Source organism: Pseudocitrobacter sp. CD920760, assembly GCF_057782505.1.
Genome location: NZ_CM173490.1, coordinates 1,534,160 through 1,549,345, shown reverse-complemented (window position 1 = coordinate 1,549,345; position 15,186 = coordinate 1,534,160). Strand labels below are relative to the sequence as shown.

General features: G+C 53.9%; 12 protein-coding genes and 7 tRNA genes. 17 read left to right on the top strand and 2 right to left on the bottom strand.

What is annotated here, in order from left to right; all coding sequences use genetic code 11:
* Nucleotides 1-21 precede the first annotated feature (21 nt).
* The 4 genes from nagA to asnB all read left to right on the top strand — a co-directional run bounded on the left by nagA (nucleotide 22) and on the right by asnB (nucleotide 5,158).
* Entirely contained in the window at nucleotides 22-1,167 is a 1,146-nt protein-coding gene (nagA, locus tag AC1MKH_RS07005; protein ID WP_015965357.1) for an N-acetylglucosamine-6-phosphate deacetylase, read from the top strand.
* Nucleotides 1,168-1,179: 12 nt separating this feature from the next.
* Nucleotides 1,180-2,400 carry a DNA-binding transcriptional regulator NagC gene (gene nagC / locus AC1MKH_RS07000; protein ID WP_276218401.1) on the top strand — a complete coding sequence of 407 codons (1,221 nt, stop codon included), beginning with the start codon at nucleotides 1,180-1,182 and terminating at the stop codon, nucleotides 2,398-2,400.
* Between the two features lie 86 nt (nucleotides 2,401-2,486).
* Nucleotides 2,487-3,239, top strand: a complete 753-nt coding sequence (nagD, locus tag AC1MKH_RS06995) for a ribonucleotide monophosphatase NagD (RefSeq protein WP_015965359.1) — start codon at nucleotides 2,487-2,489, stop codon at nucleotides 3,237-3,239.
* A 254-nt stretch (nucleotides 3,240-3,493) separates the two neighbouring features.
* Entirely contained in the window at nucleotides 3,494-5,158 is a 1,665-nt protein-coding gene (gene asnB, locus AC1MKH_RS06990) for an asparagine synthase B (protein WP_113857513.1), read from the top strand.
* Nucleotides 5,159-5,202: 44 nt separating this feature from the next.
* Here asnB and AC1MKH_RS06985 read toward each other — a convergent pair whose 3' ends face one another.
* On the bottom strand, nucleotides 5,203-5,643 hold the full coding sequence (locus AC1MKH_RS06985; RefSeq protein WP_276218404.1) for a hypothetical protein: 441 nt from the start codon (nucleotides 5,641-5,643) through the stop codon (nucleotides 5,203-5,205).
* 349 nt (nucleotides 5,644-5,992) lie between these two features.
* Between AC1MKH_RS06985 and AC1MKH_RS06980 the strand changes: the two genes are divergently transcribed.
* The 7 genes from AC1MKH_RS06980 (at nucleotide 5,993) to AC1MKH_RS06950 (ending at nucleotide 6,697) form a co-directional block, all read left to right on the top strand.
* Nucleotides 5,993-6,069: transfer RNA gene (locus AC1MKH_RS06980), tRNA-Met, on the top strand.
* 8 nt (nucleotides 6,070-6,077) lie between these two features.
* Nucleotides 6,078-6,162: transfer RNA gene (locus AC1MKH_RS06975), tRNA-Leu, on the top strand.
* Nucleotides 6,163-6,185: 23 nt separating this feature from the next.
* Nucleotides 6,186-6,260, top strand: a tRNA-Gln gene (locus tag AC1MKH_RS06970).
* A gap of 36 nt (nucleotides 6,261-6,296) precedes the next feature.
* Nucleotides 6,297-6,371 (top strand) — tRNA-Gln (locus AC1MKH_RS06965).
* Between the two features lie 19 nt (nucleotides 6,372-6,390).
* Nucleotides 6,391-6,467, top strand: a tRNA-Met gene (locus AC1MKH_RS06960).
* Nucleotides 6,468-6,511: 44 nt separating this feature from the next.
* Nucleotides 6,512-6,586 (top strand) — tRNA-Gln (locus AC1MKH_RS06955).
* Between the two features lie 36 nt (nucleotides 6,587-6,622).
* A tRNA-Gln gene (locus AC1MKH_RS06950) sits at nucleotides 6,623-6,697 on the top strand.
* 93 nt (nucleotides 6,698-6,790) lie between these two features.
* Here AC1MKH_RS06950 and ubiF read toward each other — a convergent pair.
* Nucleotides 6,791-7,966 (bottom strand): 3-demethoxyubiquinol 3-hydroxylase, encoded by a 1,176-nt coding sequence (gene ubiF / locus AC1MKH_RS06945; RefSeq protein WP_276218406.1) that lies wholly within the window; start codon nucleotides 7,964-7,966, stop codon nucleotides 6,791-6,793.
* Nucleotides 7,967-8,128: 162 nt separating this feature from the next.
* Between ubiF and miaB the strand changes: the two genes are divergently transcribed.
* The 6 genes from miaB to AC1MKH_RS06915 all read left to right on the top strand — a co-directional run bounded on the left by miaB (nucleotide 8,129) and on the right by AC1MKH_RS06915 (nucleotide 15,057).
* Entirely contained in the window at nucleotides 8,129-9,553 is a 1,425-nt protein-coding gene (gene miaB, locus AC1MKH_RS06940) for a tRNA (N6-isopentenyl adenosine(37)-C2)-methylthiotransferase MiaB (RefSeq protein ID WP_231828185.1), read from the top strand.
* A gap of 186 nt (nucleotides 9,554-9,739) precedes the next feature.
* On the top strand, nucleotides 9,740-10,786 hold the full coding sequence (locus AC1MKH_RS06935) for a PhoH family protein (RefSeq protein ID WP_231828186.1): 1,047 nt from the start codon (nucleotides 9,740-9,742) through the stop codon (nucleotides 10,784-10,786).
* Complete coding sequence (gene ybeY, locus AC1MKH_RS06930) at nucleotides 10,783-11,250, top strand: rRNA maturation RNase YbeY (RefSeq protein ID WP_015965365.1); 468 nt, start codon at nucleotides 10,783-10,785, stop codon at nucleotides 11,248-11,250. The genes AC1MKH_RS06935 and ybeY overlap by 4 nt, the downstream gene beginning before the upstream one ends.
* A 97-nt stretch (nucleotides 11,251-11,347) precedes the next feature.
* A complete protein-coding gene (gene corC, locus AC1MKH_RS06925; RefSeq protein ID WP_015965366.1) occupies nucleotides 11,348-12,226 on the top strand; it encodes a CNNM family magnesium/cobalt transport protein CorC in 879 nt (292 codons plus the stop codon).
* 22 nt (nucleotides 12,227-12,248) lie between these two features.
* Entirely contained in the window at nucleotides 12,249-13,787 is a 1,539-nt protein-coding gene (gene lnt / locus AC1MKH_RS06920; RefSeq protein WP_276218411.1) for an apolipoprotein N-acyltransferase, read from the top strand.
* A gap of 364 nt (nucleotides 13,788-14,151) precedes the next feature.
* Nucleotides 14,152-15,057 carry an amino acid ABC transporter substrate-binding protein gene (locus tag AC1MKH_RS06915; protein WP_149464386.1) on the top strand — a complete coding sequence of 302 codons (906 nt, stop codon included), beginning with the start codon at nucleotides 14,152-14,154 and terminating at the stop codon, nucleotides 15,055-15,057.
* Nucleotides 15,058-15,186 lie beyond the last annotated feature (129 nt).

The window sequence follows — 15,186 nt, the reverse complement described above, 5'->3', positions numbered from 1 at the left end:
TTTAGAAACCCGGGGGTCGTAATGTATGCATTAACTCATGGTCGGATTTACACTGGCCGCGAAATTCTGGATGACCACGCGATTATTATCGCCAATGGCCTTATCGAACGTCTCTGCCCGCTGGCAGAATTACCGTCAGATATTGAACAACGTTCAGTCAACGGCGCCATTATTGCCCCTGGTTTTATCGACGTTCAGCTGAATGGCTGCGGCGGCGTGCAGTTCAACGATACGGCAGAAGCCGTGAGCGTTGAAACGCTGGAAATCATGCAGAAAGCCAACGAAAAATCGGGCTGTACCAGCTACCTGCCAACGCTGATTACCTGTAGCGACGATCTCATGAAACAGGGCGTGCGCGTGATGCGCGAGTACCTGGCCAAACATCCGAATCAGGCGCTGGGCCTTCATCTGGAAGGGCCGTGGCTGAACATCATTAAGAAAGGCACCCATAACCCGGCCTATATCCGCAAACCCGAAGCCTCGCTGGTCGACTTCCTGTGTGAGAACGCGGACGTGATTACTAAAATCACCCTGGCCCCGGAAATGGTAGAGCCTGAAGTTATCCGTAAACTGGTTGCCGCGGGGATCGTGATTTCTGCCGGTCACTCCAATGCGACGCTGGAAGAAGCCAAAACCGGCTTCCGCGCAGGCATTACGTTTGCCACCCACCTTTATAACGCGATGCCGTACATCAGTGGCCGCGAACCGGGTCTGGCGGGCGCCATTTTTGACAATGCCGACGTCTACTGCGGGATCATCGCTGATGGCCTGCACGTCAACTACGCCAACATCCGTAACGCCAAACACCTGAAAGGTGAGAAACTGTGTCTGGTTACGGACGCCACCGCGCCGGCAGGTGCAAACATTGATCAGTTCATTTTTGCTGGTAAAACAATATACTACCGTAACGGTTTGTGCGTAGATGAAAACGGTACGCTGAGCGGCTCCTCTTTAACCATGATTGAAGGGGTTCGCAATCTGGTTGAGCACTGCGGTATTGCGCTCGACGAAGTGCTGCGCATGGCCACGCTCTACCCGGCTCGCGCAATTGGCGTCGATAGCCATCTGGGCCAGATTGCCCCGGGCATGACCGCAAACCTGACCGCGTTCACGCGCGATTATAAAATCACCAAGACCATCGTTAATGGTGACGAGGTCGTTAACTGAGTAAGCGAAAGTATGACATCAGGCGGACAAGCTCAAATTGGTAATGTTGACCTCGTAAAACAGCTTAACAGTGCGGCCGTTTACCGCCTGATTGACCAGCATGGGCCAATCTCGCGCATTCAAATCGCCGAACAGAGCCAGCTTGCTCCTGCCAGCGTAACCAAAATTACGCGTCAGCTTATTGAGCGCGGATTGATTAAAGAAGTCGATCAACAGGCCTCCACCGGGGGCCGCCGCGCTATCTCTATCGTCACCGAAACCCGCAATTTCCACACCATCGGCGTGCGCCTGGGCCGTCACGATGCGACGCTCACCCTTTACGATCTCAGCAGCAAAGCGGTGGCCGAAGAGCACTATCCGCTGCCTGAACGCACCCAGGAAACGCTGGAACACGCGCTGCTCAATACCATCGCCACCTTTATAGAAACCTGCCAGCGAAAAATTCGCGAGCTGATCGCTATTTCCGTGATTTTGCCCGGCCTGGTTGACCCGGAAAGCGGCGTGATCCGCTATATGCCGCACATTGCGGTGGAAAACTGGGGGCTGGTTGGCGCACTGGAAAAACGCTTTAACGTCACCTGTTTTGTCGGCCACGATATCCGCAGCCTCGCGCTGGCGGAGCACTATTTCGGTGCAAGCCAGGACTGTGAAGACTCCATTCTGGTGCGCGTACATCGCGGCACCGGCGCAGGGATTATCTCTAACGGGCGGATTTTCATTGGCCGTAACGGTAACGTCGGTGAAATTGGTCATATTCAGGTCGACCCGCTCGGCGAGCGCTGCCACTGCGGTAACTTCGGCTGTCTGGAAACCGTTGCCGCCAACGCCGCGATTGAACACCGCGTGCGTCACCTGCTGGAACAAGGCTATCAGAGCCGCATGACGCTTGATGATTGCAATATCAAAACTATCTGCAAAGCCGCTAATAAAGGCGATGCGCTGGCGACAGAAGTGGTTGAGCACGTAGGACGCCATTTGGGTAAAACCATCGCCATTGCTATCAACCTGTTCAACCCGCAGAAAATCGTCATTGCCGGTGAAATTACCGAGGCGGAACGTATTTTGCTGCCCGCCATCGAAGGCTGCATTAACACCCAGGCGCTGAAAGCGTTTCGCAAAAATCTGCCGGTGGTGCGCTCTACGCTCGATCACCGCTCCGCGATTGGCGCGTTTGCGCTGGTCAAACGTGCGATGCTCAACGGTATTCTGTTGCAGCATTTGCTGGAAGGTTAATCCTCTTGCGCGAGGCGGCCTCTCGCAAGGCAGCCTGCGTAATTCCGTGTATAATTACGCCTCTTTCAGACCATGTCAGGTAGTCCATGACCATTCAGAATGTAATTTGTGATATCGACGGCGTGCTGATGCACGATAACGTGGCCGTACCGGGTGCCGCAGAATTTCTAACTCGAATTCTGGAGAAAGGCCTGCCGCTGGTACTGTTGACCAACTACCCTTCCCAAACCGGGCAAGACCTGGCGAACCGTTTTGCCACCGCAGGCGTTGACGTGCCGGACAGCGTGTTTTACACCTCGGCGATGGCAACCGCGGATTTCCTGCGTCGTCAGGAAGGAAAAAAAGCCTACGTTGTCGGGGAAGGCGCGCTGATCCACGAACTCTACAAAGCCGGTTTTACCATCACCGATGTGAACCCGGATTTCGTGATCGTGGGTGAAACCCGCTCCTATAACTGGGAGATGATGCATAAAGCGGCCTTCTTCGTCGCCAACGGCGCACGCTTTATTGCCACCAACCCGGACACCCACGGTCGCGGTTTTTACCCGGCCTGCGGCGCACTGTGCGCGGGTATCGAAAAAATTTCCGGGCGCAAGCCGTTCTACGTGGGCAAGCCAAGCCCGTGGATTATTCGCGCCGCGCTGAACAAAATGCAGGCGCACTCCGAGCAGACGGTGATCGTTGGCGATAACCTGCGTACCGATATTCTGGCGGGCTTCCAGGCCGGGCTGGAAACCATCCTGGTGCTCTCTGGCGTCTCGACGCTGGACGATATCGACAGTATGCCGTTCCGCCCATCGTGGATTTATCCGTCAGTCGCGGAAATCGATGTGATTTAAGATTTACGTTGCCGGATAACCATTCGCTTATCCGGCAACCTCCGCAAACATCGATTCTTCAATGAAAACGTCAAATTATTGATGATTCGCTAATTCCTCAGTTCAAAACCTGTCCATTTTTCAGCATCCGGCAACTCCTGTTGCACTATTTCTTTTTCAGCCCCTAAAACGCTTGCGCCCTCTCCCGCTTTGCGGCATTTTTTATCCCATAGCCACAACAATTTCACGACATTACAGGGTTAACGGAGAAGTCTATGTGTTCGATTTTTGGTGTACTGGATATTAAAACTGACGCGGGCGAGCTGCGTAAAAAAGCGCTTGAGCTCTCCCGCCTGATGCGCCATCGCGGCCCGGACTGGTCCGGTATTTATGCGTGCGACAAAGCCATTCTGGCGCACGAACGTCTGTCGATTGTTGACGTCAATGCCGGTGCGCAGCCGCTGTATAACGAAAAGAAAACGCATGCGCTGGCCGTGAACGGTGAAATCTACAACCATCAGGCACTGCGCGCGGAATACGCTGACCGCTACCAGTTCCAGACCGGTTCTGACTGCGAAGTGATCCTCGCGCTGTATCAGGAAAAAGGCCCGGAATTCCTCGACGATTTGCAGGGGATGTTTGCTTTCGCCCTCTACGACAGCGAAAAAGACGCCTACCTGATTGGCCGCGACCACATCGGCATTATCCCGCTGTATATGGGTTACGACGAATTCGGTAACTTCTATGTTGCTTCAGAAATGAAAGCGCTGACGCCGGTTTGCCGCACCATCAAAGAGTTCCCGGCAGGCAGCTACCTGTGGAGCAAAGATGGCGAAATTCGTCAGTACTATCAGCGTGACTGGTTTGACTATGATGCGGTGAAAGACAACGTTACCGATAAAAACGAACTGCGTCAGGCGCTGGAAGAGTCCGTGAAAAGCCACCTGATGTCTGACGTGCCTTACGGCGTCCTGCTCTCCGGTGGTCTGGATTCCTCCGTGATTTCCGCCATCACCAAAAAATTCGCCGCACGTCGCGTGGAAGATGGGGAACGCTCCGAAGCCTGGTGGCCGCAGCTGCACTCCTTCGCCGTTGGTCTGGAAGGGTCGCCTGACCTGAAAGCCGCGCAGGAAGTGGCAAACCACCTCGGCACCGTGCACCATGAAATTCACTTCACCGTGCAGGAAGGTCTGGATGCCATTCGGGATGTTATCTATCACATCGAAACCTATGATGTGACGACAATTCGCGCCTCTACGCCGATGTATTTGATGTCGCGTAAAATCAAAGCGATGGGCATCAAAATGGTGCTCTCTGGCGAAGGTTCTGATGAAGTGTTTGGCGGCTACCTTTACTTCCATAAAGCGCCAAACGCGAAAGAGCTGCACGAAGAGACTGTACGTAAATTGCAGGCGCTGCACATGTACGACTGCGCGCGTGCCAACAAAGCGATGTCAGCATGGGGCGTGGAGGCTCGCGTACCGTTCCTGGATAAAAAATTCCTCGATGTGGCGATGCGTATCAACCCGCAGGACAAAATGTGCGGCAACGGCAAAATGGAAAAACACGTTCTGCGCGAATGTTTTGAATCCTACCTGCCGGCAAGCGTCGCATGGCGCCAGAAAGAGCAGTTCTCTGATGGCGTAGGCTACAGCTGGATTGACACACTGAAAGAAGTAGCGGCGAAACAGGTTACCGACCAGCAACTGGAAACCGCGCACTTCCGCTTCCCGTACAACACGCCGAGCTCTAAAGAGGGTTATCTGTACCGCGAAATCTTCGAAGAGTTATTCCCGGTGCCAAGCGCAGCGGAATGCGTGCCGGGCGGCCCGTCAGTCGCGTGCTCTTCCGCGAAAGCGATTGAGTGGGATGAAGCGTTCAAAACCATGGACGATCCGTCTGGTCGCGCGGTGGGCGTTCACCAGTCAGCCTACAAATAAGAGCGTGTTGTGAAATGCCCCGGCCCACGAGCCGGGGTTTTTTATTACTGTTTTTTCGTATCCTGTTCCAGGTACGCTGTCAGGAAATGTTCCGCGTTAGCACCCGACCCGTTAGAGAGTTCCTCGTTATAGTTGATCCACCAGTTGGATTGCTCATCAGGAAGATACAGGCTACCGTTGCCGTCTTTAATGCGCGCCAGTTCAAACGGTTTCCCTTTTATTTCAGCGGTATAGCTTTTCTCGCCGTCTCGCGTAATTTGAACTTTGCAGCGGAAAATACGCCCGTCAATGTCGTTATCGACATGCGAAACCTGCACTAACGCTTCATTCGCTTCGCGTGGCCCGATGCGCATCAGCCAGACAACGGCACCTTCCTGCCCGCGATAAGCCTGCACATATTTGCTGGTTTCCGGCCGAGCCTGATCGGCAAACGCGGACTGCATCAGTAAAAAAACACCTAAAAAAGCGGTAATCAAACGCAACATACTATTCCCTCAATAATGTAGCGATGGGGAGCATCCCCTTATGGTCGTGACAAACATGCAGGCGCAACGCTTCCTGCCCTGACAAATTTGGCGTTATCAGTATTTCACAGAGCAATTTCTCAACACTATTGATGGAATCCGAATTTCATCCTTTACGCTGAAATAACAGCTTCATGCCGTGCATAAAAACACGAAGTAACCAATTTTTGCCGAATATTCCATCACGCTGTTCGCAACCTAACCAAACAGTCACATTCCGGCAATTTTCCTTGAAAAAGAGGTTGACGCTACAAGGCTCAATACGCATAATGCGCCCCGCAACGCCGATAAGGTAACGCGAAAAAAAGATGGCTACGTAGCTCAGTTGGTTAGAGCACATCACTCATAATGATGGGGTCACAGGTTCGAATCCCGTCGTAGCCACCATCTTTTTTGCGGGAGTGGCGAAATTGGTAGACGCACCAGATTTAGGTTCTGGCGCCGCAAGGTGTACGAGTTCAAGTCTCGTCTCCCGCACCATTCACCAATATGCGTTGCACGGATGGGGTATCGCCAAGCGGTAAGGCACCGGTTTTTGATACCGGCATTCCCTGGTTCGAATCCAGGTACCCCAGCCATATTTCTTCGATATTTGCGGATAACCGCGACGGTATTGGGGTATCGCCAAGCGGTAAGGCACCGGTTTTTGATACCGGCATTCCCTGGTTCGAATCCAGGTACCCCAGCCATCGAAGAAAGCAGTAAATTGGCTACGTAGCTCAGTTGGTTAGAGCACATCACTCATAATGATGGGGTCACAGGTTCGAATCCCGTCGTAGCCACCAAATTAGGAATTTATCGATTATTTCGGTAAACTAGCAAGAATTGTTGGGGTATCGCCAAGCGGTAAGGCTCTGGTTTCTGATACCAGCATTCCGAGGTTCGAATCCTCGTACCCCAGCCATTTTAAAAAGACGTTCACCTTGTGAGCGCACCCTGTTGGGGTATCGCCAAGCGGTAAGGCACTGGTTTCTGATACCAGCATTCCGAGGTTCGAATCCTCGTACCCCAGCCATATAAAACAAAAAAGCTCGCTTCGGCGGGCTTTTTTGTTTTTGTCGTTCAGAGGAAGTGCCGGATGCGCTACGCTTATCCGGCCCACGAAAAACTACAGTCCTAACGCATACTTCAGCGCCTGACGTTTTAACACGCCTGCGCGTTGGGCGGCCATGAGGCCGATATTACGCACCACTTTCAGCGGGCTGAGATCGTTACTAAAGCCAGCATAGAAGAGATCCATCCCGGACTGCATCAGCAGGTTATCCGCGCGACGGCGCGCCTGATAGCGCTTCAGCACCGTTTCACTGGCCCAATCTTCGGCATAACCGCGCGCATTCGCCAGCACGTCAATTAACGCATCCACATCACGATACCCCAGATTCACGCCCTGCCCCGCCAGCGGATGAATGGTATGCGCCGCATCGCCCACCAGCGCCAGCCCCGGCTGGACATACTGTAAGGCATGACGACGCGTTAGCGGGAACGAACCGGCAGCAACCGGCGTGACGTGTCCTAAACGCTGCGGAAAATGAGTATGAATTTCCTGTTGCAGCTGCGTCATGGTGAGCGCCTGTAGCTGGCGAATCCGGGCGGGCGTGTCGTACCACACCAGCGATGCCCAGTGTTCAAAGAGCGGTAAAAACGCGCGCGGCCCGGTAGGTGAAAACTGCTGCCAGGTACTGTCGCCCGGATCGTTTTCACACTGCACGGTGATCAGCATGCAGGATTGCGGATACTGCCAGCCATGTGTGCCAATGCCAGCCATCTGACGTACCTGAGAAAATGCGCCATCCGCGCCAATCACCAGACGCGCGGACAACGTTTCGCCTTCAGCCAGCGTCACCATCCGGCGCCCAGCGTCCATCGTCATGGCGCTGAGGGTTTGACCGGTTTTCAGCGTGACCTGCGGATGTGCCTCAAGCGCCTGCCACAGCGCCAGCTGCAAGACGTTGTTCTCCACCATGTAACCCAACTGCGGCAGCTTCAGCTCAGCGGCATCAAATACCACGTGCGCGTTTTGCCACTCCCAGGTTTCGAGGCGACGCCAGGCATGCACGCGCATCGCCTGAATCGCATCCCAGACGTCAAGCCCGCGCAGGAGCGATACGGACGCGGCGCTGATAGCCGAGATACGCACATCAGGCGGCGATGCCGGATCAAACGCAACAGGCGCTGATTTCTCCAGCACGGTGACGGAGAACCCTTCCCGCGCCAACCCCAACGCCAGCGCGCCGCCGACCATCCCCCCGCCTACCACGACGATGTCTGTTTGCTGAATTGTCATAGTCAATTATCCTTAACCGTTAATGCCTTAAGTTTACCGGATTTTGCGCCGCTTGAGGTCATACTGGTCACAACCGCGTCAAAGCATTACAATACGCGCCCTGCATTCCTGGCTATTTCCCCGCCATTTTCGGGGTTTAAACATTTGAGCAAGAGCAAGTCGATGACAAAAAAACTCCATATTAAAACCTGGGGCTGTCAGATGAATGAGTATGATTCATCCAGGATGGCCGATCTGCTGGATGCCACTCACGGGTATCAACTCACTGATGTGGCTGAAGAAGCGGATGTGCTGCTGTTGAATACCTGCTCAATCCGCGAGAAGGCACAGGAAAAAGTCTTCCACCAATTAGGCCGCTGGAAATTATTAAAGGAAAAAAATCCGAAGCTGATTATTGGTGTGGGCGGCTGTGTTGCCTCTCAGGAGGGGAAACTGATCCGCCAGCGGGCGCATTACGTCGATATTATTTTTGGCCCGCAGACCTTACACCGCCTGCCTGAGATGATTGATACCGTGCGTGGCAACCGCCGCCCGGTCATCGACGTCAGCTTCCCGGAAATTGAGAAGTTTGACCGTCTGCCGGAACCGCGTGCAGAAGGCCCGACCGCCTTCGTCTCCATCATGGAAGGCTGCAACAAATATTGTACTTACTGCGTGGTGCCGTATACCCGTGGTGAAGAAGTAAGCCGTCCGTGCGACGATATTCTGTTTGAAGTGGCGCAACTGGCGGCCCAGGGCGTGCGTGAAATTCACCTGCTCGGCCAAAACGTCAACGCCTGGCGTGGTGAGAACTATGACGGTACGACGGGTTCATTCTCCGAACTGCTGCGCCTGGTCGCGGCTATCGACGGCATCGACCGCCTGCGTTTCACCACCAGCCACCCCATCGAATTTACCGACGATATTATCGATGTGTATCGCGATACGCCGGAACTGGTGAGCTTCCTGCATCTGCCGGTTCAGTGTGGTTCCGACCGCGTACTGAACCTGATGGGCCGCACGCACACCGTGCTGGAGTACAAATCGATTATCCGCAAGCTGCGCGCTGCGCGTCCGGATATTCAGATTAGCTCTGACTTTATCGTCGGCTTCCCCGGTGAAACGACACAGGACTTCGAGCAAACCATGAAGCTGATTGGCGAAGTGAATTTCGACGTCAGCTACAGCTTTATTTTCTCTGCCCGCCCAGGTACGCCAGCCGCCGATATGGTTGATGACGTGCCGGATGAAGAGAAAAAACAGCGTCTGTACATTTTGCAGGAGCGTATCAATCAGCAGGCCATGGCGTGGAGCCGCCGTATGCTGGGCACCACCCAGCGTATTCTGGTTGAAGGCCTGTCGCGCAAGAGCGTGATGGAACTGACCGGGCGCACAGAAAATAACCGCGTGGTGAACTTTGAAGGCACTCCGGATATGGTCGGTAAGTTTGTCGATGTTGAGATTGTGGATGTCTACACCAACTCACTGCGCGGCAAACTGGTGCGTACGGAAGATGAAATGGGGCTGCGCGTGGTCGAATCGCCAGAGTCCGTCATCTCTCGTACCCGTAAAGAGAATGACCTGGGCGTCGGTGTCTACCAGCCGTAAACCTTTCGGCCTGCCGCTCCGGCAGGCCTTGTTTTCTCAGCCTTTCACCCAAATATCCACTGCAATGCTTGCGCCTTTATTCGCTGGCGTGAATAATTTCATCAATGATGACCCGATTTTCGGGATGAGCCTAATCGTAGGCCGGATACGCGTATCGCCTTCCGGCAAACATGAAAGAGGAACAGTTTGAACATAGACACTCGCGAAATTACGCTGGAACCAGCAGACAACGCCCGCCTGCTGAGCCTTTGCGGCCCGTTTGATGACAACATCAAACAGCTTGAGCGGCGACTGGGCATCGAAATCAACCGCCGCGACAACCATTTCAAACTCACCGGACGCGCGATTTGCGTCACCGCTGCGGCAGATATTCTGCGCAGCCTGTATGTCGATACCGCCCCGATGCGCGGTCAGATTCAGGATATTGAACCCGAGCAAATCCACCTCGCGATTAAAGAAGCGCGCGTGCTGGAACAGAGCGCCGAAAGCGTGCCGGAATATGGCAAAGCGATCAATATCAAAACCAAGCGCGGCGTGATTAAACCGCGTACGCCGAACCAGGCGCAGTACATCGCCAATATTCTTGACCACGACATCACCTTCGGTGTGGGCCCGGCGGGTACGGGTAAAACCTATCTGGCGGTCGCGGCGGCAGTCGATGCGCTGGAACGTCAGGATATTCGCCGTATTCTGCTCACTCGTCCGGCGGTAGAAGCCGGTGAAAAACTCGGCTTCCTGCCGGGGGATTTAAGCCAGAAAGTTGACCCGTACTTGCGCCCACTGTACGACGCGCTGTTCGAGATGCTCGGCTTCGAAAAAGTGGAAAAACTGATTGAGCGCAATGTGATTGAAGTGGCTCCGCTGGCCTACATGCGCGGGCGCACGCTCAACGACGCCTTTATCATTCTCGATGAGAGCCAGAACACCACCATCGAACAGATGAAGATGTTCCTGACCCGCATCGGCTTTAACTCGAAAGCGGTGATCACCGGCGACGTCACCCAGATTGACCTGCCGCGTAATACCAAATCTGGCCTGCGCCACGCGGTTGAAGTACTGGCGAACGTCGATGAAATTAGCTTTAACTTCTTCCACAGCGAAGACGTGGTCCGTCACCCTGTGGTGGCGCGCATCGTTAACGCCTATGAAGCCTGGGAAGAAGCAGAACAAAAACGTAAAGCTGAGCTGGCGGCGGAAAGAAAACGCGAAGCTCAGGAACAGGAGCAGAAATGAGTCAGGTGATCCTCGATCTCCAGTTGGCCTGTGAAGACAACACCGGTCTGCCCGACGAAAGTCAATTTCAGACATGGCTGGATGCCGTTATCCCGCAATTTCAGGAAGAATCAGAAGTGACGATTCGCCTGGTGGATACCGCCGAAAGCCATGAGCTCAACCTGACCTATCGCGGGATGGACAAGCCGACCAACGTGCTCTCTTTCCCGTTTGAAGCACCGCCGGGAATGGAAATGCCGCTGCTGGGCGATCTCATCATCTGCCGTCAGGTGGTTGAACGCGAAGCAAAAGAACAGAACGTGTCGCTCGATTCCCACTGGGCGCACATGGTGGTGCACGGCAGCCTGCATCTGCTGGGCTACGACCATATCGAAGATGAAGAAGCCGAAGAGATGGAAGGCATCGAAACGGAGATAATGCTTGCTCTGGGCTATGAGGATCCGTACATTGCCGAGAAAGAGTAACTGCCGGGCTTCGGCCCGACAGTGTTTTATTGCCGTCTAACGCTGAGTTTGCGCGTGACGGCCCTGATTAACTAACCATGAGAACCCAAACGACGCCATGAGCGACGACAATTCACACAGTAGTGACACAGTAAGCAGCAAAAAGGGATTTTTCTCCCTCTTACTCAGCCAGCTTTTCCACGGTGAACCGAAAAACCGCGATGAACTGCTGGAGCTGATCCGTGATTCCGGGCAGAACGACCTTATCGACGAAGATACGCGCGATATGCTCGAAGGGGTAATGGACATCGCCGACCAGCGCGTTCGCGATATCATGATCCCGCGTTCCCAGATGATTACCCTGAAACGTAACCAGACCCTTGATGAATGTCTCGACGTCATCATCGAATCTGCGCACTCCCGTTTCCCGGTGATCAGCGAAGACAAAGATCACATCGAAGGGATTTTGATGGCTAAAGACTTGCTGCCGTTTATGCGCAGCGATGCCGAAGCCTTCAGCATGGACAAAGTGTTACGCCAGGCGGTTGTCGTGCCTGAGAGTAAACGGGTTGACCGGATGCTCAAAGAGTTCCGCTCACAGCGCTATCACATGGCGATTGTTATCGATGAGTTTGGCGGCGTTTCCGGCCTCGTCACCATCGAAGATATTCTGGAATTGATCGTCGGTGAAATTGAAGATGAGTACGACGAAGAAGATGATATCGACTTCCGTCAGCTCAGCCGCCACACCTGGACGGTGCGCGCGTTGGCTTCTATCGAAGATTTCAACGAAGCCTTCAGCACCCACTTCAGCGATGAAGAAGTCGATACGATCGGCGGGCTGGTGATGCAGGCGTTTGGTCATCTGCCGGCACGCGGCGAGACCATCGACATCGACGGTTACCAATTCAAAGTGGCAATGGCGGATAGCCGCCGTATCATTCAGGTTCATGTCAAACTTCCTGATGACGCGCCACAGCCGAAAATGGAAGACTAAACTAACAGGACATTTAGCCTAAATGGTATTTGCCTCTCTTATTGAACGCCAGCGCGTGCGCTTACTGCTGGCGCTGTTATTCGGAGCCAGCGGAACGCTGGCTTTTTCTCCTTATGATATCTGGCCTGCCGCGCTCATCTCATTGATGGGCTTACAGGGGCTCACATTCAATCGCCGCCCACTGCAAAGCGCCTGGATTGGCTACTTCTGGGGGCTGGGACTGTTCGGCTCCGGCATTCACTGGATTTACGTCAGTATCGCCCAGTTTGGCGGTATGCCTGGCCCGGTGAACGTCTTCCTCGTGGCGTTACTCGCCGCTTACATGTCACTTTATACCGGGCTGTTTACCGGTATTCTGTCGCGCCTGTGGCCAAAAGCGACCTGGATACGTGTCGCCATTGCTGCGCCTGTGGTGTGGCAAATCACTGAATTCCTGCGCGGCTGGGTGCTGACCGGCTTCCCATGGTTGCAGTTTGGCTACAGTCAGATTGACGGCCCGCTGAAAGGCATTGCGCCTATTATGGGTGTGGAAGCGATCAACTTCCTGCTGATGTCGGTCAGCGGTCTGCTGGTGCTTGCTGCCTGTACCCGCAACTGGCGTCCGGCGGTTATCGCCATCGTGCTCTTCGCGCTGCCCTTCCCGCTGCGTTACATTCAGTGGTATCAACTTGAACCACAACGCGCGACGCAGGTTTCTCTGGTACAGGGCGATATCGCGCAGTCATTAAAATGGGATGAAAATCAGCTGATTAATACGCTGAAAATTTATCTCGATGCCACGCAGCCGGAGATGGGCAAGTCGCAACTGATTATCTGGCCAGAATCCGCTATCCCGGACCTCGAAATTAATCAGCAGAACTTCCTGCGCATGATGGACGACCTGCTACGTTCGAAAGACACCACGCTGGTGACCGGTATCGTTGACGCGCGTCTGAATAAACAGAACCGTTACGACACCTACAACACCATCATTACGCTGGGTAAAGATAGCCCGTACAGCTACGAATCAAAGAATCGCTACAATAAAAACCACCTGGTCCCGTTTGGTGAGTTTGTACCGCTGGAATCGATTCTGCGCCCGCTGGCACCGTTCTTTGACCTGCCGATGTCGTCCTTTAGCCGAGGCGCATATGTTCAGCCGCAGCTGCTGGCGCACAACCTGAGGCTGACAGCGGCGATTTGCTACGAGATTATTCTCGGCGAGCAGGTACGCGATAACTTCCGTCCGGATACAGACTTCCTGCTGACCATCTCTAACGATGCGTGGTTTGGTAAGTCTATCGGCCCGTGGCAGCACTTCCAGATGGCGCGCATGCGTTCGCTGGAGCTGGCACGTCCGTTGCTGCGCAGCACCAATAACGGCATCACCGCCGTGATTGGCCCGCAGGGTGAGATTCAGGCGATGATCCCGCAGTTTACTCGTCAGGTATTAACCACCACCGTGACGCCAACAACCGGCTTAACGCCGTATGCACGTACCGGCAACTGGCCGCTGTGGGCGCTCACCGCGCTGTTTGGCTTTGGTGCGCTGGTGATGAGTTTGCGTCAGCGTAAAAAATAATCCCCCACGTTTCAGGCCGGATACGCGTTAGCGCCATCCGGCCTACCACTCTCCTTTTCTGCCTTTTCTGGCACGCCAATTGCTTAATAAATACAGGCAGTAACGAATTCTGCATGAGCGCAACCTGGTAGCACCAAAACGAATCACCGGTAGCACCTCTTTAGTGCAATCTGCGATTTTTGCCTCAAAACGGTGCGGAGCAGTTCGCAAAAATAAACAATAAATCAGCAAATTCTTTACATTAAGCCACACTAAATGTTAACAAACACAGATAACGCTGCACGCTGAAATTGCAGACGATAACAACACAAACATCACTATGGGTATCTATGCGTCGATGACGCAGAGGATAAAGGAGTTGGATATGCAATTACGTAAACTGACCGCTGCTATGCTGGCGATGGGATTATGCGCCGGGCTGGCTCACGCAGAAGATGCACCGGCGGCAGGTAGCACCCTGGACAAAATCGCCAAAAACGGCGTAATCGTTGTCGGGCACCGTGAATCTTCCGTTCCGTTCTCTTACTACGACAACCAGCAAAAAGTGGTCGGCTATTCTCAGGATTACTCCAACGCCATCGTTGAAGCCGTGAAGAAGAAGCTGAACAAGCCTGACCTTCAGGTGAAACTGATTCCTATCACCTCTCAGAACCGTATCCCGCTGCTGCAAAACGGCACCTTCGATTTCGAGTGTGGCTCTACCACCAACAACCTCGAACGCCAGAAACAAGCGGCTTTCTCTGACACCATCTTTGTCGTCGGCACCCGTCTGCTGACCAAAAAAGGCGGCGACATTAAAGACTTCGCGGATCTGAAAGGCAAAGCGGTTGTTGTGACTTCCGGCACCACCTCTGAAATTCTGCTGCACAAGCTGAATGACGAACAGAAAATGGATATGCGCATCATCAGCGCCAAAGACCACGGTGACTCCTTCCGTACCCTGGAAAGCGGTCGCGCGGTCGCGTTTATGATGGATGATGCCCTGCTGGCCGGTGAGCGCGCGAAAGCGAAGAAACCAGACAACTGGGAAATCGTCGGCAAGCCGCAGTCGCAGGAAGCCTACGGCTGTATGCTGCGTAAAAACGACCCGGATTTCAAAAAGCTGATGGATGACACCATCGCCCAGGCGCAAACCTCCGGTGAGTCAGCAAAATGGTTTGAGAAGTGGTTCAAAAACCCAATCCCACCGAAAAACCTGAACATGAACTTTGAACTGTCTGACGAAATGAAGGCCCTGTTTAAAGAACCGAATGACAAAGCTCTGAACTAATTATAACAACCAGGGCGGGACTACCTGCCCTCTCGATTGTTGAATAGCACGGACAGACTACAGGTCTGGCGGTCGTTCCCCGCCGGGCCCGAATATCGCAGTACGCCGTTCACCAATCTTCGAGGGTAG

What these genes read in the sequence shown, in the direction of transcription:
- lnt (WP_276218411.1), top strand. Translation starts at nt 12,249, where the DNA reads ATGGTATTTGCCTCTCTTATTGAACGCCAGCGCGTGCGCTTACTGCTG.
- AC1MKH_RS06915 (WP_149464386.1), top strand. Translation starts at nt 14,152, where the DNA reads ATGCAATTACGTAAACTGACCGCTGCTATGCTGGCGATGGGATTATGC.
- asnB (WP_113857513.1), top strand. Translation starts at nt 3,494, where the DNA reads ATGTGTTCGATTTTTGGTGTACTGGATATTAAAACTGACGCGGGCGAG.
- ybeY (WP_015965365.1), top strand. Translation starts at nt 10,783, where the DNA reads ATGAGTCAGGTGATCCTCGATCTCCAGTTGGCCTGTGAAGACAACACC.
- AC1MKH_RS06985 (WP_276218404.1), bottom strand. Translation starts at nt 5,643, where the DNA reads ATGTTGCGTTTGATTACCGCTTTTTTAGGTGTTTTTTTACTGATGCAG.
- nagC (WP_276218401.1), top strand. Translation starts at nt 1,180, where the DNA reads ATGACATCAGGCGGACAAGCTCAAATTGGTAATGTTGACCTCGTAAAA.
- nagA (WP_015965357.1), top strand. Translation starts at nt 22, where the DNA reads ATGTATGCATTAACTCATGGTCGGATTTACACTGGCCGCGAAATTCTG.
- ubiF (WP_276218406.1), bottom strand. Translation starts at nt 7,966, where the DNA reads ATGACAATTCAGCAAACAGACATCGTCGTGGTAGGCGGGGGGATGGTC.
- nagD (WP_015965359.1), top strand. Translation starts at nt 2,487, where the DNA reads ATGACCATTCAGAATGTAATTTGTGATATCGACGGCGTGCTGATGCAC.
- corC (WP_015965366.1), top strand. Translation starts at nt 11,348, where the DNA reads ATGAGCGACGACAATTCACACAGTAGTGACACAGTAAGCAGCAAAAAG.
- miaB (WP_231828185.1), top strand. Translation starts at nt 8,129, where the DNA reads ATGACAAAAAAACTCCATATTAAAACCTGGGGCTGTCAGATGAATGAG.